Consider the following 22046-nt stretch of genomic DNA (forward strand, 5'->3'; position numbering starts at 1 on the left):
GGGGAGACCGACCGTGAACCCGACACTGCTGACCCTGGGGGCCGCACTCGTCTGCTGCGTCCTCGCGGTGGCCGGCGTCCAGCTGTACGCGAGCGGGGCCGCCCAGCGGTCCGCGCTGATCGCCCGCCTCTCACAGACCGCGGGCGAGGCGGCCGAGGGCACCGGCCGGCGCAGGCGGCCCTTCCGGGGCGTCGACCGGCGGGTACGGCGCACCCGCCTCGGCCGCAGGCTGGAACTCCGCATCTCCGCCACCGGACTCGACATCACCCCCGGCGAGTTCGTCGTCTACATGACGCTCACCGTCGCCGTCCTGTGGGCCGCCGGACAGGCCTTCCTGTCGCCCTTCTTCGGGCCGATCAGCGGCTTCCTCGGCGTCTGGATCGCGATGGGATTCCTCAACTGGCAGCGGCAGAAGCGCATCGAGAAGTTCATCAACCAGCTCCCCGAACTCTCCCGCATCCTCGCCAACGCCACCCAGGCCGGACTCGCCCTGCGCATGGCGCTCTCGATCGCCGCCGACGAACTGGAGGCGCCCGCCGGGGACGAGCTGGAGAAGGTCGCCCAGCAGCTCGCCGTGGGCACCTCCGTCGACGACGCCCTCGGCGAACTCGCCGAACGGCTCCCGTCCCGCGAACTCGTCGTCCTCGTCACGACCCTGGTGCTCGCCAACCGGGCCGGCGGCACCGTCGTCTCCTCCCTGCGCAACCTCACCGAGACCCTGGAGGAACGCAAGGAGACGAGGCGCGAGGTCCGTACGCAACTGTCGCAGGTGAGCATGACGGCGTACGCCGTCCCGGTCATCGGCGTCGGCTCGCTGCTGCTCATCGACAACATGCAGCCGGGCGCGCTGGACCGGATGACGGGCTCGGGGCTCGGACAGTTCGCCGTCGTCGCGGCCTTCGCGCTGTACGTCGTCGGCTTCGTCGTCATCCGCCGCCTCGCGAAGATCGACGTGTAGGGGCGGCGACGACCATGGACCTCCTCCTCGCGCTGCTCGCCGGCCTCTCCGTCGCCGGCGTCGCCTACGGCATCCGCCTCTACCGCGCCGACGCCAAGCTGCCCACCGACCTCCAGCTCGCCCTCGAGGTCGGCGCCACCCGCACCGGCGCCGTCGACTCCGTCGTCGACCGGCTCGGCATGCGCTGGTCCCCGGCCGTGCTCCGGCTCATGGGCCCCAAGCGCGTCAACTCCGTGCGCCGCCGCATCGACCTCGCCGGCAACCCCGGCGGCCTCACCATCGACCGCTACGGCGCCCGGCGCGCCGTCTACGGCTTCCTGGGCGGCCTCGGCGGTCTGCTGATGCTCGGCAGGGGATCCGTCCTGGTGGCGCTGCTCCTCTTCGCCTTCGGCGCGTTCTGGACGGAGGTCGGCATATGGTCCGCCGTCCGCATCCGCAAGGACCAGATCGAGCGCACCCTGCCCGACTTCCTCGACGTCCTCGCCGTCGTCGTCTCCGCGGGACTCGGCTTCCGCCAGGCCCTGGAGCGCGTCGCCGACAAGTACGAGGGCCCGTGGGCGGACGAACTGCGCATCACGCTGCGGCAGATGGACATGGGCGTCAGCCGGCGCGAGGCCTTCGACGAACTGCGCCGCCGCAACGACTCCGAGCAGGTCGCCCAGTTCGTCACGGCCCTCCAGCAGGGCGAGGAGCTCGGCGCCCCGATCGTCGACACCCTGATCCAGATCGCCAACGACATGCGCCGCACCGACGCCCAGAACGCCCGCCGCAAGGCCGCGAAGGCCGTCCCCAAGGCCACGATGGTCATCACCACCCTCATGGTCCCCGCGACGATGATCCTGCTCGGCGCCGGCCTGTTCCTCGGCACGGGCACGGACCTCGGCTCGGTCACGGGCGAGTGAGGAGGTGCGGGGTGCGGTATCCCATGCGTGCGACTGCACATGCTGGCGCCGTGGCAACTATCGCCCATACACTGCCCTTAGGGAATTCAGCTTCGCGAGTGCAATCGGATGGGTGTCGGTCCGGACCGAGCGTGAGGGAGGCGAGACCGTCTCATGAACCCGACTACCTACGGTGATTGGTTCTACGGGCACTGTGAACACCCCACCCATACGGCGTACTCTGCCCCCGTCGCCGGACACGGAGGGGAACACCATGAACGACGCGATGCTGAAGGCCCTGACCAAGGCCCAGGCGCACGCGAGTACTTGGTCCGCCAAGGGCGCCGCCCGCGCCCGCACCCGCGCCGCCCGCCGCGGCGACCGGGGGCAGACGGCGGTGGAGTACCTGGGAATCATCGTGGTGGTGGTGGCGATCGTGGTCGCGATCTCGGGGACGAGCATCGGCCAGGACATCAAGGACGCCATCTCGCGCAAGATCACCAGCCTGACCGGCGGTGGGGGCGGCGGCGCGGCGCACTGACGGGACGCCGGCGGAACGACGCAGGACAGGCGTTTCCCGTCTACATCACGGTGATGGCAGGGCTGCTCTTCCTCGCCTTCGTCTACTTCGCCGTGGCGCAGGCGGCCGTCACCCGCAGCGGCGGACAGACGGCGGCGGACGCCGCCGCACTCGCCGCGGCACAGGACGCGCGTCACCAGCTGCGTGACGGCTGGCGCGAGGTGATCCTCGACCCGGAGGCGTGGGACGACTACCTGCGAGGACGGCTGTACGTCCTCGATTCCGCCTGCGACCAGGCGGCGAGGTTCGCGCGCGACAACGGCGCCGCGCTGGCCGAAGGCGACTGCACGGATCGGCCGTCGGGCGGGGACGTGGAGTTCCGGGTCCGGGTCAGCACCCTCGGCACCGTGGGCAGCTCGCTCGTGCCCGGCACGGAGGACCAGCACGCCGAGGCCACGGCCACGGCCGTCCTGGAACCCCGCTGCCACTTCGAGGCACCCGAGCCGACACCAGTCCCACCCACGCCGACCCAGCCGACGCCGACGGGCTCGCCCACACCTGAGCCGACTCCCACGCCGAGTCCCGAACCGGAGCCGATCACCGGTCTCGTCTGCGGCGACCGCGAGTGGACGATCGACCCCGAAGACCCACAACTGCCCGATGCGGAAGACCTCTTCACCGTTCGACTGACGGACTGAACGACGAGCGAAGGACCTTGGACCATGAATGTTCAGTACGCGAGGAAGGCCCGCAGGGGGGCGGCCGTGGCCCTGGCGGCTGGACTGGCGCTCGTCGTGACCGGGTGCGGCAGCGAGGAGGAGCCCAAGAAGGGGCCGGTGGCGGCCACCTCCGCGGCTCCGAGAACGGCCGGTCAGGACGCCAAGCCGTCCCCCTCGGCCGATCCCACCGAAGTCCTCGCCGTCCTGAAGGGCCAAGAGGGCCTGGAGCTGACGGTGAACGCGGCCACGCGTGACGCCGGTGGCTTCCTCACGGTCAGCGGGCAGCTCAAGAACACCTCGGATGCCGCCGCCCTGATCTCCTCCCACCTCAGCGGTGACGAGACCGAGATCATCAAGCACGGCAATTCACTCGGGGGCGCCACCCTCCTCGACTCCGTCGGCAAGAAGCGCTACTACGTCCTCCGCGACACCGAAGGGCGACCGCTCACGACCACGAGGCTCTCCAGCCTCGAGCCGGGTGCGACGACCAACGTCTTCATGCAGTTCCCGGCCCCGCCCGCCACCACCACCGAAGTCTCGCTCCAGCTCCCCACCTTCACCCCCGCCACCATCAAACTCTCCTGAGGCGCAGTCATGACGACGACCACCCCGCGCCGCCTCGCCGCCCTCTCCGTCACCGTGCTCCTCCTCGCCGGCGGCGTCGGCGGAACGGCCCGCGCCGACGATCCGCCCGGGTCCACGTCCAACGGCGGGCCGCCGCCCGTCATCGACGCGAACTCGCCCGCGCTGATGCTGCCCGACGGTGCCACCCTCGCGCCCGCCAAGGTCCTCGACATCAAGCAGATCGTCGAGGAGGAAGGCGGCGAGCAGCGGCGCGAGGACACCAACGTGGACGTGACCTTCGCCCTCCAGGCCGAGGTCCTGTTCCCCAAGGACAGCGCCAGGCTCAGCCCCGCCGCCACCGCCCGCATCGCCGCCATCGCGGCGGAGATCAACAAGCAGGCCTCGCGGCGCGTCCGCGTCTTCGGGTTCACCGACGACCTCGGCACGTACGAGCACGGGCTGAAGCTCTCCAAGGAGCGCGCCGACGCCGTCCAGCAGGAGCTCGCCAAGAACCTCGACCCGGGCACGACCTTCGACATCCGCGGATACAGCGAGGACTATCCCATCGCCGACAACTCCACCGAGGAAGGGCGGAAGAAGAACCGACGGGTCGAGGTGTCCTTCCCGCGCACCTCCGGCGGGTAGCGGGGCGATGCGCAGGGTCGCGGCCGCCGCGCTCGTCCTCGGGATGCTCGCCACTCCCGCTTCCGCTCCTTCCTTCCCTTCCGCTCCTTCCCTCCCTTCCTTTCCGTCCCTGCCTACTGCTCCTTACGCGCCGCCGGCTCCTTCGCCTTCCCCGTCCCGATACCAGGCCGCCCCCGACACCCAGCGCACCCGTACGGGCGCGCTGCTGCCCGGCCCCGGCACGTACGCCGACGACATCGCCAAGGGCGAGACCCGCTCGTACCGCGTCCGTCTCGACGGCAGCACGAACGTCTTCCTCTCCGCCGTCCTCACACCCGTGCCCGGGGCCGCCATCGACGTCGTGGACGGCATCTCGCTGTCCCTGCGCACGCCCTCCGGGCAGGCCTGCGGCCTCCGCACGGACGTCCGCTTCTACGGCGACACCGCGCGCCCCGTGGCCGACTACGTCAGCCGGCGCGTCGAACCGGGGCGGGACTGCCAGGAGCCGGGGGAGTACGTCCTCGACGTCGAGGGCGTCGGGAGGGACACCGGCTCCCAGGGGAAGCCGTGGCGCTGGCCCGTGGAGATCGGTTACGTCGAGGAAGCGGCGCCCGGGAGCGATGTCCCGGCCCCGCTCCCGCCCACGGCGTGGTCCACGGAACCGCCCGCCGGAGCGCTTGGCGACGGCGAGACGCGCCCGGTGCGCGGCGGCACCGGGTTCAACGACGCCCCGCCGCTCGCCGGCTCCGGAAGCTGGCGGGACGAACTGCGGCCGGGAGAGAGCCGGTTCTACCGGGTGCCGGTCCGCTGGCGGCAGCAGCTCTTCGCGCGGGCACGGTTCGGCAACGCGGAACCGCCGCCCGGCGGCTCCGCCCTGCCCGACGGGCTGCGGCTCGCGCTGTACAACCCGGCGCGCGGAGCCGTGGACGAGCGCAAGGGCCTGTACACGGGCGAGCCCGCCACCCTCCTCCTCGGCACCGCGCCCGCCGCCTACGCCAACCGCACCCAGGGCGCCACCGAGTCCGTCGGCGCGATGCGCTTCGCCGGCGACTACTACCTCCAGCTCACCCTGGACCGCCGGGCTCCCGTCCCCGTCCCTCTGGCCCTCGACCTCACCGTCGCCACGCCGTCCCCGGCACACGCCGCCGCCCCGGCACCCGGCCGGTCCGCCGGTCCCGTCTCCGGCGCGGATTCCGGCCCGGCCTCCGGCCTGGAGTCCGGCCCGGCTTCCGACCCGGCTCAGGGCGGGGCTTCGGCAGCCGGTCCGGATCCTGTCCTGCGTGCCGTGGGCATCGCCGGCGTCTCCACCGGCACCGCCCTCGTCGCCTCCCTCGCCGCCTGGCCCCTCCTCCCCTCCCGTCGTCGTCCGCGTCTCCGCTCCCGGCCGCGCGGGCGTCACGCGCGCGGGGCGTGACGCCCTGTCCGTCCGGCTGGCCGCAGGGGGGTCAGTTCATCGCGGCGCGCAGGCTGCGCACGCCGTGGAGGGGGCCGCGCAGGCCGGTCGGGGTGCGGACTCCGCTCTCGGCGAGGAACCGGCGCACCGACGAGTGGTTCGCCGCGCTCGTCGTCGAGATCTCGGACTCGACGGTCCTGTGCTCGAAGCCGTTGGTGACGCGCACGGTGAAGCGGTACGCCGTGCGTGGCCGCAGCGGGTGGTCCGTCGTGAACGTGCCGCTGTAGTGGGCGCCGCTCGGATCGATGTTGTGGGTGTGGAGCCTGGGCTGGTCCTGCGGGCCCCAGAAGATGTCCCCGCTGTTGTAGGAGTACGAGGACCAGCTGATCGTGATCCGGTTCTCGTGCTGGAGCGTCTTGGGCTCGCGGGCGACGACCGCCAACGCGGGAACGTGCGGGACCTCGCCGGGGTGCCCCGGTGTTCCGCCGCCCGGCACCTGGACGGGAGGGAACGCGCTGCCCTGCACGTCGTCGGGCGGGCCGGCCCACTTGAAGACGACGGAACCGGCGAGCGCCCGTCCCGCGTACGGCTGGATCTGGGCCGCCGGCACGTCGGCCTCCCGGACGGTGCCGTCCATGGGCTCGGTGGCGAGGCCGTGGGGAAGTTCGACCCAGACCTCGTCCGGTTCCTCGGGGTCGGGGAAGAACCGGTCGAGGTCCCATTCCAGGTGGAGCGAACCGTCGTCCCGGAGATGGACGACGGTGATCACGGGGGGTTTGCGCGACGCCATGTCCTGTGTCCCTTCCCGGACTACTGGAGGGTGACGACGACGGGGAGCAGCCCGGTGCCGTCCGCCATCGGGGCCAGTGCCTTGCCGACGACGGCCCCGAGGGTCCGGGACGCGTCCGTGGCCTTCATCGCGTGGCCGGGTGTGGGGGAGGAGGTGAGGAGGTCGCCCACCTCGATCGCTCCGTACGAGGCGTCGACCTGGCAGTAGGCCTTGCCGACCATCGCGATGGGCTGGGCGGTGCCCTCGTCCGCACAACCGGAGTCGAGGATCAGCCCCGGCCGGTAGCTGCCGGCTCCGGCGACGATTCCGACGACCCTCTTGTCGTACGCGCGGTCCGCCGGGGCGATCCGGCCGTCGTCGTCGAGGCTCATCAGGGTCCCCGGCGCGCACACCGGTGCGGCCGGCCGCGTCGCGAAGAGTTCGGCGAGGTCGCCGCCGACGAGCCGGATGTCCCCGGTGACCTCGACGTCGCCGTTGACCACGACCTTGCCCTGGAACACCCCCGCGGGACCGTTCTTGCTCGTGCCGAACACGCCCGCGCCGTTGAGGCTCTGCCCGACGACGCCGGAACCGTCGGCCTTGTTCTCGCCCCAAACGGCGGCGGCACCCGTCGCGGCCGGGGAGCTCGTCTCCCCGTACACGCCGTGCCAGTGCCGGCTCTTGCCGATCACGCCAGGACCGCCCTCGACGCCCTCGCCCATCACGCCGGCCCCGCCCGTGGTGCTGTCCGTCTTGCCGTAGACCCCCATCCAGTTGCGGCTCTCCCCGATGACACCGGGGCCGCCGTTGGTGTTGCTCCCGTACACCCCGGCCCCGCCGGTCGTGCTCGCGCTCAGTCCGGCGACGCCGTGCCAGGTCCCGCCGTCCCCGCGGACGCCCACCGAGCCGCCCTGGCCGAGGACGGCGATGCTGTCCCCCTCGGACACGCCGTGAAAAGCCGATTCGCCAGACGTTTTGTTCTCGACGGTCGCCATCGTGGTGAGCCCTTCGTCCGAGACCTGATGTCGTCACGACGCCCTCTACCCATAGGGGATGTGACAGACACGGGACCCAACCCGGGCGCAGCAGGAAGAAACGATCAATCGAGGGGCGGACCGGGGCATGTGGTCGGACCTTGCCCGTCCTATGCCTCCTGCTCCTCTTATGCCTCCTACTCCTCCTAAGCCTCCTACGCCTCCAGTGCCGCCAGCGCCGCCCGGATCGTGGTCGTCATGCGGTCCGGGTGGTCGAAGACCTCGCGCGCCGTGAAGCGCAGGACCCGGCGGACGCCCGGGCAGTTCTGCAGCTCGTTGAAGCGGCGGACGTCGCGTTCGTGGGCCGCGCGGGTGCCGTGGTACGCGAAGCCCTCGATCTCGACGACGAGGCCGGCGGCGCGGAAGTAGAAGTCGGGGTGCAGCGGGCGGCCCGTGACGGTGTGCAGGGTCGGCTGGGTCTCGGGGCACAGTCCCGCGTCGCGCATCCGGAGCCGGGCGACCGTCTCCGCCGGCGAGCCGGAGCCGGCCACCGCGAGCGGCAGCCAGCGGCGGGCCGAGGGGCCGCCCGGGCAGCGGGGCGCGGCGAGTTCGGCGGTCAGCGCCTCGGGGCGGACGAGGGGCGCGCGGTGGAGCCCGGCGACGAAGCGGTGGGACAGGGCCGAGTCAGCGACGACCACGGCCGCCTCCCGGCTGCCGGCCGCCCGTATCAGGTCGCCGACCGTGCGCGCCGCGGTCGTCACCCGCAGCCCGCGCCGGAACGCGCAGTCCCGTTCGGTGAGCCGGGCGGTGCCGTGCACGCGTATCCGGCCATGAACGACTCGGCCGTGACGCGCGCTGAACTCGAGGGCGTCGGCGTCGTCCCTCTCCCTCCGTGCGCCCGCGAGGAGTTCGATGCGGTGTGCCGCCGCGGCCGTGCGGTGGCTGCACACCAGCTCCGGCCTGAGCAGTTGGGCCGCCCTGGCCCGCGTCCGCCAGTCCACCTCCTTTCCCGGGAGCGCCCACGCTCCCCGCCAGATCCGCTGCCAGCCCTCCATGCGCAGCCTCCGGTCGAGCCGCCCCCGCGGCCAGCCCGCGGCGAGCGCCCACACCGTGAGCAGCACCCCGCCCCTGGCGAGGTTCATCAACTCGTACATACGAGCAACGATCCACGGAAGAGCGACACTTCGCACCCCCTGTGGAAAACCCGTCGAAAGACGTCGTCAGGAAAGCGCAAAAGCGGCGGGACGGGGCACTTCGGCGGGAGCATCCTGGTGCGTGGAGCTCTCCTTCGCCGGTTCACTTGGCCGGCTCCGCTTCGTTTCCGGAATGGGCAGCCGATGACGACCCCGATCCCCGCGACTCCGATCTCCGCGACCTCGATCCCCGCGAACCCGACTCCCACTCCCAGCGTGCAGCTGGTCAGTGACCTCGTCGCCCGTGTCCCGGAGTTCCGGCCCGCGTTCGACGCGCACGTCTTCCGGCAGGGAGGCGTCCTGCCACACGTCTTCTTCTGGGACGTCGTGCAGGGCACGGTGGGCGCGTTCCTCGGGGAGGAGGGCTGCGCAGTGGACTGGCGGCGGACGCTCGACTTCCTCGAGGAGCAGTGCCGTCGCGGCGAGGTGGGTGTCGACGAGGTGATCGTGACGTCCTTCCTCGGTGACCTGCCTCACCCCCACGAGCCGGGGTACGGGATCGTGCGGCAGCTGGGGCCGGTCATGGCGGCCAGGTTCCTGCGGCTCCGACCGGGCGGCTGACGGGCGGGCGGCTGACGGGCGGGGCCGCATAATCGACCGCATGCCCCGCACCACCCCCGGTCCGCCCCCCACATCGCCCGCCACACCGCCCCCCGCCACGGCTCCCGCCCCAGATTCCGCCCCGGTTCCCGCGCCGTCGGGCCCGCTCTGGGCGGCCCTGGGCGGCTACGCGGCCACCCGGCTCCTCGGGCTCGCCGCGCTCGCGGTCGTCGCGGCGGTCATGGGCAAGGACGGGCTGCACCGGCTCAAGGGGCGCTGGGACGCGGTCTGGTACTCCCGGATCGCCGAGCACGGCTACGGCCACGAGGTGACGCTCCCGAACGGCGACGTCCACTCCGACCTGGCCTTCTTCCCGCTGTTCCCGGCCCTGGAGCGGACCGTCTCGGCCGTTCTCCCGGTCGACGCGGCCACCGCCGGACTGCTCGTCTCGTGGGCCGCCTCGCTCGCCGCGGCATGGGGGATCTACGCCGTGGGCGCGCACGTGGCGGGGCGGCGCGCCGGGGTGGTGCTCGCCGTCCTGTGGGGCGTGTACCCGACGGCGTTCGTGCAGTCGATGGCGTACACGGAGACGCTGTTCACGGCCCTCGCCGCTTGGTCTCTCCTGGCGGTGCTGCGCGGGCGCTGGATCCTGGCGGGCGCCCTGTCGGTGTGCGCCGGGCTGACCCGTCCGACGGCGGCCGCGCTGATCGCGGCGATCGGCGTGACCGCGCTCGTCACCGTCGTGCGCGAACGGCGGTTGCGGGGGCCGGTGGTGGCCGGCGCGCTGCTGGCGCCGCTGGGCTGGCTCGCGTACATCGTGTACGTCGGTGTCCGTCAGGGCAGCGCCACCGCCTATTTCGACGTCCAGGCGGCCTGGGGCAACTCCATCGACGGCGGCGTCGCGCTCGCCCGCTTCATCGCGGGTCTGCCGTGGCCCGCGGCGCTCGGCCTGTGTGCCGCGCTCGGGCTGCTCGGCTGGCTGGTCGTGCTGTGCGTGCGACAGCGGCAGCCGCTTCCGCTGCTGGTGTACACGATCGCCGTCGTGGTCGTCTCGCTGGTCGGCGCCGCGTACTTCGGGTCCAGGCCGCGGCTGATGATGCCGGCGTTCGGGCTGCTGCTGCCGCCCGCCGCGGCACTCGCCCGGCTCCGTGGGCGTACGGCGGTCCCGGCGCTCGGCGCACTGGCGCTCGCCTCCGCGGCGTACGGGGCCTTCACCCTGCTCGGCTCCGGCCCGCCGTAACAGTCACCTGCTCGGCTCCGGCCCGCCGTGACGGTCAGCTGCGACGTGCCGGCCCGCCGTAACGGTCAGCTGCTCGGCTCCGGCCCGCCGTAACGGTCACCTGCGACGTGCCGGCCCGCCGTAACGGTCAGCTGCTCGGCTCCGGCCCGCCGTGACGCTCACCTGCGACCTGCCGGCCCGCCGCAACCGTCACGCGTGACGTGCCGGCCCGCCATGACCGTCACCCGTCACCTCCCGGCTCCGCCGTGACCTCACCCGTCGCCTCCCCGCTCCGCCCTCACCGTCACGCCGCGTCGCAGTCCCCACCTCGCCATCGTTCCGCCCTCCGCCTCCAGGACGTGCCGGCCGCGCGGGCGGATCATGCCGAGCCGGCCCGGGCGCATGGTGACGACGTCGAGGACGGTCCACGAGCGGTCGAGGTAGGCCACGTCGATCGTGAGGCGCATCCCGAAGGTGTGGATGCTGTTGGTGGGCGTGATGAGCAGGGCGCCCTCGATGCCGTCCCGGCCGAGCAGGCCGCGCCGCCGGGCCCGGTACGAGGCCGCGATCTCCAGCGGCACCGGCCCGGCCGGTGTGTGCAGCGTTCCCCGTCCGTCCCGCCAAGTCCTCCCCATGGGGCAGACCCTAGCCCTAGGGTCTGCCCGTGGACGCCCTGTCGCTCGCCCTCGTCGTGGCCGCCGCCCTGTGGGGCGGGGCGGCCGGGCTGCTCGTGCCGCGCGCCGCGTACCGCCTCGCGGTCGCGCCGGAGGAACCCTGGCGGGACGCCTGCCCGGCGGGGCATCCGTTCGCGGGGCCGGCCCGCGGCTGGCTGGGCGGTCCGGGGCGGGCCGGCTGCGCGACCACCCCGGCGCCGCTCACCGCGCCGCTCCTGACGGCGGCGGCCTGCGCCGCGCTCGCCGCGGCGAGCGGTGTGCCCCGGCCGGAGCTCCTGGTGTGGCTGCTGGCGGCGCCGTTCGGGACGCTGCTCGCCTTCGTGGACGTACGGGTGCACCGGCTGCCGGACCGGCTGACGCTGCCGCTCGCCGTGGCGCTGCCGCTGCTGCTCGCGGTCGCGGCGCTCTCGCCGTACGCGGCCGGCTCCTGGCCGAATGCCCTGCTGGGGGCGCTGGTGCTCGGCGGCGGCTATCTCGTGCTGTTCCTCGTGCACCCCGACGGGATGGGCTTCGGTGACGTGAAGCTGGCGGTGCCGCTGGGTGCGGCCCTCGGCTGGTACGGCTGGGGCGTGCTGTTCGTGGGGGCCTTCGCGGGGTTCCTGCTGGGCGCGCTGTACGGGTTCGGGCTCGTCCTGACCGGCCGGGCGGGGCGTGGGGCGGCGATCCCGTTCGGCCCGTTCATGATCGTGGGCGCTCTCCTGGGGCTGCTGCTCGGCGCGTTCACCGCCCTCCCGTGAGGGCAACTCCCTAACATCACCCCATATGCCCCATATGTCGCATGCGCGGACCGCCGACGAGAACGTGCCCCTCGACGGGCCGGAGCCCGCGCCGCCGGACCAGGCCGATCCCGCTGACCGGGCCCACCAAGCCCATCAAGGCGACCCAGCCCACCAGCCCGACCAGGACCAGGCCGACCCCTCGGGCCCGCCCGCACCCCGGTACCAGCGGACCGCGCTCATTCCCTGGGTCTGGGCCGCGGCACTCTGCCTTCTGTACGCGACCGTCGCCGTGCGCCGCCACCTCCTCATGCGCACCACCGGCTACGACCTCGGCATCTTCGAGCAGGCCGTCCGCGCCTACGCCGAGTTCCGCGCGCCCGTCGTCCCGCTGCGCGGCGAGGGCTTCAACCTCCTCGGCGACCACTTCCACCCGCTGCTCGCCGTCCTCGCCCCGCTCTACCGGCTGTTTCCCTCGCCGCTCACCCTCCTCGTGGCCCAGTCCGCGCTCCTGGCGCTCGCCGTCGTCCCGCTGGCCCGCTGGGCCGTGCGCGTGGTCGGCCCGCGCGGCGCCCACGCCGTCGCCGCCGGATACGGGCTGAGCTGGGGCATCGCCTCCGCCGCCGCCTTCGACTTCCACGAGGTCGCCCTCGCCGTACCGCTGCTCGCCTTCAGCCTGGAGGCGCTCGGCCGGCAGCGGTGGCGGGCCGCCGTCGCCTGGGCCGCGCCGCTGCTCCTCGTCAAGGAGGACCTGGGACTCACCCTCGCCGCCGTCGGCGCGTACATCGTCCTCAAGGGCCGTACGGGCGGGCGCGTGAAAGCCCTCGGCCTCGCCACCGTGGCCGCCGGGCTCGGCGGATCGCTCCTGGAGATCAAGGTCCTGCTGCCCGCCCTCGGCCCCACCGGCGGCTACGCCCACGGCGGCCAGCTCGCCGCCGCCCACGGCTCGCTCCTCTCCGCGCTCGCCCACGGGCCGCTCGACCTGCTGCGGCCCGACATCAAGGCGACCACCCTGATCCTGGTCTTCGCGCCGTCCGCGCTGCTCGCGCTGCGCTCACCGCTCGCGCTGATCGCAGTGCCCACCCTGGGCTGGCGCATGGCCTCCGAGAACGGCTTCCACTGGGGCACGGCCTTCCACTACAGCGCGATCCTCATGCCGGTCGTGTTCGCGGGGCTCCTCGACGTCCTCGGCCGCGAGACCGGCCGGGACAAGGGCCGCGACGCTGGCCGCGACAAGGGCCTCGACACCGATCGTGACAAGGACCGCGACACCGGCCGCGAGGCCGCCCGCCGGAACGTGCGCGCCGTCCTCGCCACCGTCCTCGCCGTGACCGCCGTCCTCATCCCCTCCTTCCCGCTGGCCCAGCTCGCCCAGCGGGCCACCTGGCAGTCCACCCCGCACCTCGACGCCGCCCGCGCGCTGCTCGCGCGGATCCCCGACGGCGCGACCGTCGCCGCCTCCAACAGGCTGGCCCCGCAGCTCACTTCGCGCTGCACGGTGGTCCTCTTCCCGACCTTCCCGGTCGACGGACGGCTCTACGAGTACCGCCGCGAGGACCTCCCGCGGCCCACCGCCGAATGGATCGTCCACGACCCGCGGACCCCCGAGGCGTGGCCGTACAAGGAAGGCCACTGGCCCTATCCCCTGGAGCAGCAGCAGAAGGAGCTGGCGGCCGCCCGCCAGAAGTACGGGTACGAGGTGGTGGCGGTGCGCGACGGGATCACCCTCCTACGCCGCGCCTCCGCCCGGAGCGCCGGAACAGCGCCCTGACCTGTGGGGGCGCCCGTGTCGTGCGTCAACCGGGCGACCCGGAGGACGGGTCCCCCGTGGGAGGTACCGATTCCGCCGCCACGCCCGGGCGCAAACCCGCCACAGGCCCTCACAGCCCTTGTGCCGCTTGGGTTCCGGCGAATCCGAAGGCGATCGGTCGGCGCAGCGGGCACACAGCACGACTAATGAAGGGTTATGGTGGAAACCCCCCCTCGGGCCGGTCCGTATCCCCCCCACGGACCGGCCCGTTTTCTTGCCCGCCGACAGGCGACCGCCGACCGGCGGCCGCGGGAGCGGGCAGGGGCGTCAGCCCCGGCCGGCCCAGATGTTGGTGCCCGCGGTGTCGACGGCGAAGGAGTCGATCTCCTTCAGCTCCTCCTCCGACAGCGGCGGCCCGGCCAGCGCCGCCACGTTCTCCTCCAGCTGCGCCACGCTGGACGCGCCGATCAGCGCCGAGGTCATCCGCGGGTCGCGCAGCACCCACGACAGCGCCAGCTGGGCCAGCGACTGCCCGCGCCGCTGCGCGATGTCCGCCAGGCCGTGCAGCCGCCGCAGCACCTCCTCGGACAGCAGGTTCGGGTCGAGGGACTTGCCCTGGGTGGCCCGGGAGCCCTCCGGGATGCCCGCCAGGTACTTGTTCGTGAGCAGGCCCTGCGCGAGCGGCACGAAGGAGATGCAGCCCATGCCGGCCGCCTCCAGCGTGTCGAGGAGGTTGTCCTCCTCCGTCCACCGGTTGATCATCGAGTACGAGGGCTGGTGGATCAGGGCCGGGACGCCCATGTCCTTCAGGATCCTGGCGGCCTCGGCGGTCTGCTCGCTGGTGTACGAGGAGACGCCGACGTACAGCGCCTTGCCCTGCTGCACCGCGGAGGCCAGCGCGCCCATGGTCTCCTCGAGCGGGGTCTCCGGGTCGAAGCGGTGCGAGTAGAAGATGTCGACGTAGTCGAGGCCCATCCGCTTCAGGGAGGCGTCGAGCGAGGACATCAGGTACTTGCGGGAGCCCCACTCGCCGTACGGCCCCGGGTGCATCAGGTAGCCGGCCTTCGTCGAGACGATCAGCTCGTCCCGGTACGGCGCGAAGTCCTGGGCGAAGATCTTGCCGAAGTTCAGCTCGGCGGAGCCGGGCGGCGGTCCGTAGTTGTTGGCCAGGTCGAAGTGGGTGACGCCCAGGTCGAAGGCGCGGCGCAGGATCGCGCGCTGCGAGTCGAGGGTGCGGTCGTCGCCGAAGTTGTGCCAGAGGCCCAGGGAGATCGCGGGGAGCTTGAGGCCGCTGCGGCCCGTACGCCGGTACTCCATGGCGTCGTAGCGCTCCGCGGCGGCGCGGTAGAGGGGGGAATCAGTCACGTATCTCTGCTTATCACGGACTTGTGACAGTCCCGGGCTGGGAGCCGGTCACCCCTCCGCAGTAATGTGGCGGCTTCGGGGGCCGACACTGCATGGAGGGGTAAAGAACAGTGAACCTGCGCGACCTGGTGTACGGGCTCTACGCACGCCGGGTGGAAGGCCGCCTCGACCACGCCCAGGTGCCCAAGCACATCGGCGTCATCCTCGACGGCAACCGGCGCTGGGCCAAGGCCTCCGGCGGTACCCCCGAGCAGGGTCACAAGGCCGGCGCGGACAAGATCCAGGAGCTGCTCGGCTGGTGCGCCGAGACCGACGTCGAGGTCGTGACGCTCTGGATGCTCTCCACCGACAACCTGAACCGCCCCGAGGAGCAGCTGGTCCCGCTGCTCGCGATCATCGAGGACGCGGTCCGGGCGCTCGCCGCCGACGGCCGCTGGCGGGTGCACCACGTCGGCACCCTCGACCTGCTGCCCGCCCGCACCCAGTCCGTCCTGAAGGAGGCCGAGCAGGCCACCCTGGACAACACCGGGATACTCGTGAACGTCGCCGTGGGCTACGGCGGTCGCCAGGAGATCGCGGACGCGGTCCGCTCGCTGCTCCTGGAGCACGCCGAGCGCGGCACCAGCTTCGAGGAGCTGGCGGAGATCGTCGACGTCGAGCACATCTCCGAGCACCTCTACACGCGCGGCCAGCCCGACCCCGACCTGGTGATCCGCACCAGCGGCGAGCAGCGCCTTTCCGGGTTCATGCTGTGGCAGAGCGCGCACTCCGAGTACTACTTCTGCGAGGTGCACTGGCCGGCCTTCCGCAAGGTCGACTTCCTGCGGGCGCTGCGCGACTACGCCGCCCGGCACCGCCGTTTCGGCAACTGAGCCGGACCGGGGCGAACCTGGCCGAACCCAGGCCGACCCAGCCGAACCCAGGCCGACCCAGGTGGACCCAGGCCGGCCGTGGCCAACCGGCGTGGTCCGCGCCGAACTGAGCCGGCCTCACGCGGCCCCGCGCCCCTCCGGCAGGTACGTCACCCTCCGTTCACGAACCAGCCGTCATATGCCATGGCATGACGGCACGTGTTCGAGGGCATATCCCAGGTGAAGTGAGCGGCACGGAGACCGCCACCCGGGAGGCCCTTTGCACCAGGACGACCGTGCAGACCGTGTACGGACGAAGCGGAGGGCCGGAGCTCGGCCCGCGCATCGTGGCCAGAGCCCGGTCCCATTCCGCCGTGACACCGGTTCCGCCCATCGCTCTTCCGCCGGGGCGGACCTGTCGCAACCCCGACCTCTCAGGGGTCCTCGAAGGGGGTCTGTCCTTCCGTGGTGACCAGCACTAAGCGCCGCTTGTCCGACAGGCGCACCTATGTTCTCGACACCAGCGTCCTGCTGGCCGACCCCAAGGCGATGTCCCGGTTCGAGGAGCACGAAGTGGTGCTCCCGATCGTCGTCGTGACCGAGCTGGAGGCCAAGCGCCACCACCCCGAGCTCGGCTACTTCGCGCGGCAGGCGCTGCGCCTCCTCGACGACTTCCGGGTGCGCTACGGGCGGCTGGACGCCCCGCTCCCCATCGGGGACCTGGGCGGCACCCTGCGCGTCGAGCTCAACCACTCGGACCCCGGTGTCCTCCCGGCCGGATACCGGCTCGGGGACAACGACTCGCGGATCCTCGCGGTCGCCCGCAACCTGCAGGCCGAGGGATACGACGTCACGGTCGTCTCCAAGGACCTGCCGCTGCGGATCAAGGCCTCCTCGGTCGGCCTGCTCGCCGAGGAGTACCGGGCGGAACTCGCGATCACGGACTCCGGCTGGACCGGAATGTCCGAAGTCGCCCTGTCCGCCGACCAGATCGACCTCCTCTACGACCAGGAGACGCTGTACGTGCCGGAGGCGGCCGAGCTGCCCGTGCACACCGGTCTCGTGCTGCAGTCCGAGCGCGGCAAGGCGCTCGGCCGGGTCGCCTCCGACGGCTCGGTGCGGCTGGTCCGCGGCGACCGGGAGGCCTTCGGCATCCGGGGCCGCAGCGCCGAGCAGCGGATCGCGCTCGACCTGCTGCTCGACCCGGACATCGGCATCGTGTCGATGGGCGGCCGGGCCGGCACCGGAAAGTCGGCGCTCGCGCTGTGCGCGGGCCTGGAGGCGGTCCTGGAGCGCCGTCAGCACCAGAAGGTGATGGTCTTCCGTCCGCTGTACGCGGTGGGCGGGCAGGAGCTCGGCTATCTGCCGGGCACCGAGGCCGAGAAGATGAGCCCGTGGGCCCAGGCGGTCTTCGACACCCTCTCAGCCGTGGCGGGCCGTGAGGTGATCGAGGAGGTGCTGAGCCGCGGGATGCTGGAGGTGCTGCCGCTCACCCACATCCGGGGCCGCTCGCTGCACGACGCGTTCGTCATCGTCGACGAGGCCCAGTCCCTCGAGCGGAACGTGCTGTTGACCGTTCTGTCCCGGATCGGGGCGAATTCCCGGGTGGTGCTGACCCATGACGTCGCCCAGCGCGACAACCTGCGGGTCGGCCGGTACGACGGAGTCGTCGCCGTCGTGGAGAAGCTGAAGGGTCATCCGCTGTTCGCCCACGTCACGCTGACCCGTTCCGAGCGTTCGCAGATCGCCGCGCTCGTGACCGAAATGCTGGAGGATGGTCACATCTGACCTGATCTGCCCCCTTGCGGGGCAATGGAGTTGGCGCCGCCCGGCAAAGCGCGAGAGCTTAGCCGGGCGGCGCCGCGCTGTCCGCCGTATCGGCCAAATCCCGTGCGTCCACCCAGGTGTGAGCTTTCACACGCAACGTGGAATTGCCTTGCGGCGTCGCCGTCCGGCAGAGTCTTGCTTCCGTCAGGCCCCGCATACGGCACACGTGCACCTCCAGAGGTGCTGCACCACACAACTCAACAGCCGTTCGCCGTATGCCGCCCACAGCACCACGGGCCCGTGTCTTCTGTGACCCAGTAGTTCGGAGACCAGCGTCAGGGGCAAGATTTCGCCCGCGTGGTCACCTGTGCGGGCGATGCTGGAAGGAAACCGTGTGAGCCGGATCTCGGTCCGGGGATTCGCGGTGGCTTCGGCCACTGCGGTCACCACTGTCGGCGCCGTCGTCGGTGTTGCCTCGGGCAACGCGGCGCAGGCCTCGGACGACAACTTCGAGGCCACCGCGGCCGACACGACGCTGCTCGCGGACATCCCCGCGGGCGAGCAGGCCCAGGTACAGGTCTCCTCCCTCGCGGAGCAGGCCGACGTCCAGGCCGCCGCCGCCGACTCCCTCGCGCGCAAGTCCGCCGAGGAAGCCGCCCGCATCCAGGCGGCCAAGGACGCCGAGGCCAAGAAGGCAGCGGCCGACAAGGCCGAGAAGGAGCGCAAGGAGGCCGAGGCGGAGCGCGCCAGCCGGTCCGCCCTGCGCGACGCCTCGAGCTTCTCCGCCCAGGGTTCGTACACCATCGCCGAGGTCAAGGCCATCGCCCGGCAGATGATCCCGGCGGACCAGTTCCAGTGCTTCAGCAACATCGTGGACCACGAGTCCGGCTGGAACTACCGCGCGACCAACCCCTCCTCGGGTGCCTACGGCCTCGTCCAGGCCCTGCCGGGCTCCAAGATGTCGTCCGCCGGCGCCGACTGGCAGACCAACCCGGCCACCCAGATCAAGTGGGGCCTCAGCTACATGGACGGCCGCTACGGCAGCCCCTGCGGCGCCTGGTCGTTCTGGCAGGCCAACCGCTGGTACTAGGAGCCGCGCCCGGTATCCGTACCGGCCCCCGCTCAACCCCGTGAAGCCCCTCGCCGTCCTTCGGTGGGGGGCTTCACGCGTGCGCGGGGTGTAGGTTCGAGGGCCCGAGGGGGGAGAGGGAAGAGCATGTCGAGACTGCCAGGATGGCTGCACCGGCTCGGTGACGGTCTGAGCCGCATGGGCGAACGCCTTGACGAACGCCGGGCGGAGGCCGAGCGCGACTCCGCCCCCCTGGGCCCGCCGACCGCGGCCCCCGGCCCTGAGGCGCACGCCGCGCCGAAGGCCGCCACCGGGCCCGCCGCACAGCCCGCCCCCGCGACCGCCCCCGCCCCGGTGCCCGCGGCGGCCGCCGTCGAGCCGACCTTCGTCGAGCCGCCGCCGGCGGAACCCGCGTCCGTACCCGCACCGCCCGCCTACGCGCCCGCCGTCGCCGCGCGGCCCGACCCGGTCGCCGCGATCCCGTGGGGCATGCGCGTCGCCGCCGAAGCCGGCTGGCGCCTGCTCGTCCTCGCCGGCACCGTATGGGTGCTGATGAAGGTGATCAGCTCCGTCCAGCTGGTCGTCCTCGCCTTCGTCGCCGCCCTCCTCATCACCGCGCTGCTCCAGCCCACCGTCGCGCTGCTGCGCCGCAAGGGCCTGCCGCGCGGGCTCGCCACCGCGGTCACCGCCGTCTCCGGCTTCGTGATCATGGGCCTGGTCGGCTGGTTCGTCGTCTGGCAGGTGCTGGACAACGTCGACAGCCTGTCCGACCGCGTCAAGGACGGCATCGAGGAGCTCAAGCGCTGGCTGCTCGACAGCCCGTTCCACGTCACCGAACAGCAGATCAACGAGATCGCCAAGAACCTCAGCGACACCATCGGCGCCAACGCCGAGCAGATCACCTCCGCCGGACTCCAGGGCGTGACCGTGGTCGTCGAGGCGCTGACCGGCATCCTCCTCGCCATGTTCTCCACCCTCTTCCTGCTCTACGACGGGAAGAAGGTCTGGGAGTGGACCCTCAAACTGGTGCCCGCCCAGGCCCGGCCCGGCGTCGCCGGCGCCGGCCCCCGGGCCTGGCGCACACTCACCGCGTACGTCCGCGGCACGGTCCTCGTCGCCCTGATCGACGCCGTCTTCATCGGCCTCGGCCTGTGGTTCCTCGACGTGCCGCTGGCCGTGCCGCTCGCCGTCTTCATCTTCCTCTTCGCGTTCATCCCGCTCGTCGGCGCCGTGGTCTCCGGCGCCCTCGCCTGCGTTGTTGCGCTCGTTACCAACGGCGTGTTCACCGCCCTGATGGTGCTCGTGGTGGTGCTCGCCGTACAGCAGATCGAGGGCCACGTCCTCCAGCCGTTCATCCTCGGCCGGGCCGTACGGGTCCACCCGCTCGCCGTCGTCCTCGCGGTCGCCGCCGGCGGCCTCACCGCCGGCATCGGCGGCGCCGTCGTCGCCGTCCCGCTGGTCGCCGTCACCAACACGGTCGTCGGCTACCTCCGCGCCTACAGCGGCGAACAGGCCCTGCGCGCCGCACCCGAGCCGCGCGGCGCGACGGCGTACGAGGTGGCGCCCACCCCGGCGCCCGGTACCGCCGGGCGGCTCCCGGGAGGACAGGCGTGATCTCCGAGCCCGAACTCGTCGGCGGCGGAGGCTTTCCCGACCCCGTCGCCCCGCCGCTCCCGCACCCGCCGCCGGCCCCGGCCGGGCAGGACACGGCCGCGCCCCGCGCCCGGCGCCCCTGGCTGTGGGCGCTCGGCGGCGCGGTGGTCGCCTCCGCGGTGTGGGCCGGCGGGCTCTACGCGTACGAGCGAGGGCAGGACGGCGGCCCGGACCTCGGCGGCTACCGCACCGACCGCGACCCCTGCCAGGTGGCCAAGGCCGAGGGTCTCGCCGCGGCGTTCGGGCCCAAGGGCGTGTCGCCGGACGAGCCGCTGAAGGTGGACCACCCCGCCCTGTTCCAGTGGAGCTGCAGCGTCACCCTGGCGTCCAAGCCGATCATGTACACGCTGCACATCAGCTACGACCTGCACCGGGTGACCGACCCGGGGCCGGAGTTCCTGGCCGTGCGGGAGGACCCGCAGCTGCTGGGCGGCGGCGAGCGGATCTCCGGCATCGGGGAGGTCGCCTACTTCGGCGGGTACGAGGAGAACTCGCTGACCGTCCTGGACGGGCAGGCCGTGCTCTCGATGTCGCTCCAGCCGACGGACGACTTCGACGAGGACACCAACCAGCCCATCGAGGTGCCTGAGCTGGACCCGGCCGCCATGCAGACGTACCTCGTCGAGGACATGCGGCAGCTGATGACGGCGCTCAGGAGCTGAGCCGGGCCCGCCCGCGCATGCCGAAGGGCCCCGGGGTTCCGTGAACCCCGGGGCCCTTCGCCGTACGTGTCGCGGTACGGGCCGGAACTACTCGGCCAGGACCGCCTCGGCGTCCAGCGTCACGCCGACGGCCTGGATGACCGCGGCGATCTTCACGGCCTCCTGGATCGTCTCGCGGTCGACACCGGCCTTGCGCAGGACCTGCTCGTGCGAGTCCAGGCACTGGCCGCAGCCGTTGATCGCCGACACGGCCAGCGACCACAGCTCGAAGTCGACCTTCTCGACACCCGGGTTGCCGATGACGTTCATCCGCAGACCGGCGCGCATCGTCCCGTACTCCGGGTCCGACAGCAGGTGCCGGGTCCGGTAGAAGACGTTGTTCATCGCCATGATCGCGGCGGCCGACTTGGCGGCCTGGTACGCCTCGGGCTTCAGGTTGGCCTGGGCCTCCGGCTCCAGCTCCTTCAGGACCTTCGGCGAGCGGGAGGCGATGGCACAGGCCAGCACCGTGCCCCACAGCTGCTGCTGCGGGAGCTCGCTGTTGCCGATCACCGAACCGAGGTTCAGCTTCAGGTCCTTGGCGAAGTCCGGTACGGCGGCCTTCAGCTCATCGAGCGCCATGCTCACTCACCGGCCAGGAGCTTGCCGGCGTCGAGGGTGTCCTCGCCCTTGTTCCAGTTGCAGGGGCACAGCTCGTCGGTCTGCAGGGCGTCGAGGACCCGCAGGACCTCCTTGGGGTTACGGCCGACGGAGCCCGCGGTCACCATGGTGAACTGGATCTCGTTGTTCGGGTCCACGATGAAGACGGCACGCTGGGCGAAGCCGTCCTCGCCCTCGACGCCGCAGTCGCGCATGAGCTCGTGCTTCGAGTCGGCGAGCATCGGGAAGGGCAGGTCACGCAGGTCGGCGTGGTCCTTGCGCCAGGCGTGGTGGACGAACTCCGAGTCACCCGAGACGCCGAGGATCTGCGCGTCGCGGTCGGCGAACTCGTCGTTCAGCTTGCCGAACGCGGCGATCTCGGTCGGGCAGACGAAGGTGAAGTCCTTCGGCCAGAAGAACACCACGCGCCACTTGCCCTCGTAGGACTTGTGGTTGATCTGCTCGAACTCCTTGCCGCTCTCCAGCGACACGCAGGCGGTCAGGTCGTAGGCGGGGAACTTGTCACCGACAGTGAGCACGCGCTCT

23 protein-coding genes are annotated in these 22046 nt (G+C 72.3%); 16 read left to right on the forward strand and 7 right to left on the reverse strand.

The genetic code is table 11. The features are described 5' to 3' along the window. Window positions 1-13 precede the first annotated feature (13 nt). From ACFWJO_RS17065 to ACFWJO_RS17095, 7 genes are all read left to right on the forward strand, one after another. Window positions 14-958: a type II secretion system F family protein gene (locus tag ACFWJO_RS17065; protein ID WP_386865824.1), complete on the forward strand. Its 945-nt coding sequence runs from the start codon at window positions 14-16 to the stop codon at window positions 956-958. Window positions 959-972: 14 nt separating this feature from the next. Then, window positions 973-1860, forward strand: a complete 888-nt coding sequence (locus ACFWJO_RS17070; RefSeq protein WP_386865826.1) for a DUF5936 domain-containing protein — start codon at window positions 973-975, stop codon at window positions 1858-1860. A 253-nt stretch (window positions 1861-2113) separates the two neighbouring features. Continuing rightward, window positions 2114-2380 carry a Flp family type IVb pilin gene (locus ACFWJO_RS17075; RefSeq protein WP_386865828.1) on the forward strand — a complete coding sequence of 89 codons (267 nt, stop codon included), beginning with the start codon at window positions 2114-2116 and terminating at the stop codon, window positions 2378-2380. A 53-nt stretch (window positions 2381-2433) separates the two neighbouring features. Beyond that, window positions 2434-3057 carry a hypothetical protein gene (locus tag ACFWJO_RS17080; protein ID WP_386865830.1) on the forward strand — a complete coding sequence of 208 codons (624 nt, stop codon included), beginning with the start codon at window positions 2434-2436 and terminating at the stop codon, window positions 3055-3057. Between the two features lie 24 nt (window positions 3058-3081). Then, window positions 3082-3663, forward strand: a complete 582-nt coding sequence (locus ACFWJO_RS17085) for a hypothetical protein (RefSeq protein ID WP_386865832.1) — start codon at window positions 3082-3084, stop codon at window positions 3661-3663. A 9-nt stretch (window positions 3664-3672) separates the two neighbouring features. Beyond that, window positions 3673-4287 (forward strand): OmpA family protein, encoded by a 615-nt coding sequence (locus ACFWJO_RS17090; protein ID WP_384418740.1) that lies wholly within the window; start codon window positions 3673-3675, stop codon window positions 4285-4287. A gap of 7 nt (window positions 4288-4294) precedes the next feature. After that, window positions 4295-5680, forward strand: coding sequence for a hypothetical protein (locus ACFWJO_RS17095; RefSeq protein WP_386865834.1), 1386 nt, complete (start codon window positions 4295-4297; stop codon window positions 5678-5680). Between the two features lie 31 nt (window positions 5681-5711). On the opposite strand, the gene ACFWJO_RS17100 is transcribed toward ACFWJO_RS17095, so the two are convergent. The 3 genes from ACFWJO_RS17100 to ACFWJO_RS17110 form a co-directional block, all read right to left on the reverse strand. After that, window positions 5712-6449 carry a hypothetical protein gene (locus ACFWJO_RS17100; RefSeq protein WP_386865836.1) on the reverse strand — a complete coding sequence of 246 codons (738 nt, stop codon included), beginning with the start codon at window positions 6447-6449 and terminating at the stop codon, window positions 5712-5714. Window positions 6450-6469: 20 nt separating this feature from the next. Continuing rightward, window positions 6470-7375: a hypothetical protein gene (locus tag ACFWJO_RS17105; RefSeq protein WP_386865838.1), complete on the reverse strand. Its 906-nt coding sequence runs from the start codon at window positions 7373-7375 to the stop codon at window positions 6470-6472. A 242-nt stretch (window positions 7376-7617) separates the two neighbouring features. Further along, window positions 7618-8556, reverse strand: a complete 939-nt coding sequence (locus ACFWJO_RS17110) for a DUF559 domain-containing protein (protein ID WP_386865840.1) — start codon at window positions 8554-8556, stop codon at window positions 7618-7620. Window positions 8557-8739: 183 nt separating this feature from the next. Between ACFWJO_RS17110 and ACFWJO_RS17115 the strand changes: the two genes are divergently transcribed. Then, window positions 8740-9156, forward strand: a complete 417-nt coding sequence (locus tag ACFWJO_RS17115) for a hypothetical protein (protein WP_386865842.1) — start codon at window positions 8740-8742, stop codon at window positions 9154-9156. Between the two features lie 40 nt (window positions 9157-9196). Beyond that, the gene (locus ACFWJO_RS17120) at window positions 9197-10375 is read left to right on the forward strand and encodes a hypothetical protein (protein WP_386865844.1); all 1179 of its coding nucleotides are present in this window, start codon (window positions 9197-9199) and stop codon (window positions 10373-10375) included. 251 nt (window positions 10376-10626) lie between these two features. Here the strand turns inward: ACFWJO_RS17120 and ACFWJO_RS17125 are convergent, their stop codons facing one another. Beyond that, window positions 10627-10989 carry a DUF192 domain-containing protein gene (locus tag ACFWJO_RS17125; RefSeq protein ID WP_386865846.1) on the reverse strand — a complete coding sequence of 121 codons (363 nt, stop codon included), beginning with the start codon at window positions 10987-10989 and terminating at the stop codon, window positions 10627-10629. Window positions 10990-11018: 29 nt separating this feature from the next. Here ACFWJO_RS17125 and ACFWJO_RS17130 point away from each other — a divergent pair, with 29 nt between their 5' ends. Together ACFWJO_RS17130 and ACFWJO_RS17135 are read left to right on the forward strand one after the other, a co-directional pair. After that, window positions 11019-11765, forward strand: a complete 747-nt coding sequence (locus ACFWJO_RS17130; RefSeq protein ID WP_386865848.1) for a prepilin peptidase — start codon at window positions 11019-11021, stop codon at window positions 11763-11765. A 25-nt stretch (window positions 11766-11790) separates the two neighbouring features. Then, window positions 11791-13515, forward strand: coding sequence for a DUF2079 domain-containing protein (locus ACFWJO_RS17135; RefSeq protein WP_386865850.1), 1725 nt, complete (start codon window positions 11791-11793; stop codon window positions 13513-13515). A 306-nt stretch (window positions 13516-13821) separates the two neighbouring features. Here the strand turns inward: ACFWJO_RS17135 and mgrA are convergent, their stop codons facing one another. Next, on the reverse strand, window positions 13822-14859 hold the full coding sequence (gene mgrA / locus ACFWJO_RS17140) for an L-glyceraldehyde 3-phosphate reductase (protein WP_386865852.1): 1038 nt from the start codon (window positions 14857-14859) through the stop codon (window positions 13822-13824). Window positions 14860-14969: 110 nt separating this feature from the next. On the opposite strand from mgrA, the gene ACFWJO_RS17145 reads away from it, so the two are divergent. The 5 genes from ACFWJO_RS17145 to ACFWJO_RS17165 all read left to right on the forward strand — a co-directional run bounded on the left by ACFWJO_RS17145 (window position 14970) and on the right by ACFWJO_RS17165 (window position 20861). After that, window positions 14970-15731, forward strand: coding sequence for an isoprenyl transferase (locus tag ACFWJO_RS17145; protein ID WP_384418715.1), 762 nt, complete (start codon window positions 14970-14972; stop codon window positions 15729-15731). A gap of 444 nt (window positions 15732-16175) precedes the next feature. After that, window positions 16176-17498, forward strand: a complete 1323-nt coding sequence (locus ACFWJO_RS17150; protein ID WP_384418712.1) for a PhoH family protein — start codon at window positions 16176-16178, stop codon at window positions 17496-17498. A gap of 373 nt (window positions 17499-17871) precedes the next feature. Then, complete coding sequence (locus ACFWJO_RS17155; protein WP_386865854.1) at window positions 17872-18567, forward strand: transglycosylase SLT domain-containing protein; 696 nt, start codon at window positions 17872-17874, stop codon at window positions 18565-18567. A 126-nt stretch (window positions 18568-18693) separates the two neighbouring features. Beyond that, window positions 18694-20160, forward strand: coding sequence for an AI-2E family transporter (locus tag ACFWJO_RS17160; protein WP_386865856.1), 1467 nt, complete (start codon window positions 18694-18696; stop codon window positions 20158-20160). After that, complete coding sequence (locus ACFWJO_RS17165; protein WP_386865858.1) at window positions 20157-20861, forward strand: hypothetical protein; 705 nt, start codon at window positions 20157-20159, stop codon at window positions 20859-20861. Before ACFWJO_RS17160 ends, ACFWJO_RS17165 begins: the two co-directional genes overlap by 4 nt. 87 nt (window positions 20862-20948) lie before the next feature. Here the strand turns inward: ACFWJO_RS17165 and ACFWJO_RS17170 are convergent, their stop codons facing one another. Further along, complete coding sequence (locus tag ACFWJO_RS17170) at window positions 20949-21482, reverse strand: alkyl hydroperoxide reductase (RefSeq protein WP_386865860.1); 534 nt, start codon at window positions 21480-21482, stop codon at window positions 20949-20951. A 2-nt stretch (window positions 21483-21484) separates the two neighbouring features. Then, the gene (locus tag ACFWJO_RS17175; protein WP_384418698.1) at window positions 21485-22039 is read right to left on the reverse strand and encodes a peroxiredoxin; all 555 of its coding nucleotides are present in this window, start codon (window positions 22037-22039) and stop codon (window positions 21485-21487) included. Window positions 22040-22046 lie beyond the last annotated feature (7 nt).

Origin of the sequence: Streptomyces sp. NPDC127092 (assembly GCF_042722475.1) — a bacterium.
In the GTDB taxonomy this organism is placed as follows: domain Bacteria; phylum Actinomycetota; class Actinomycetes; order Streptomycetales; family Streptomycetaceae; genus Streptomyces.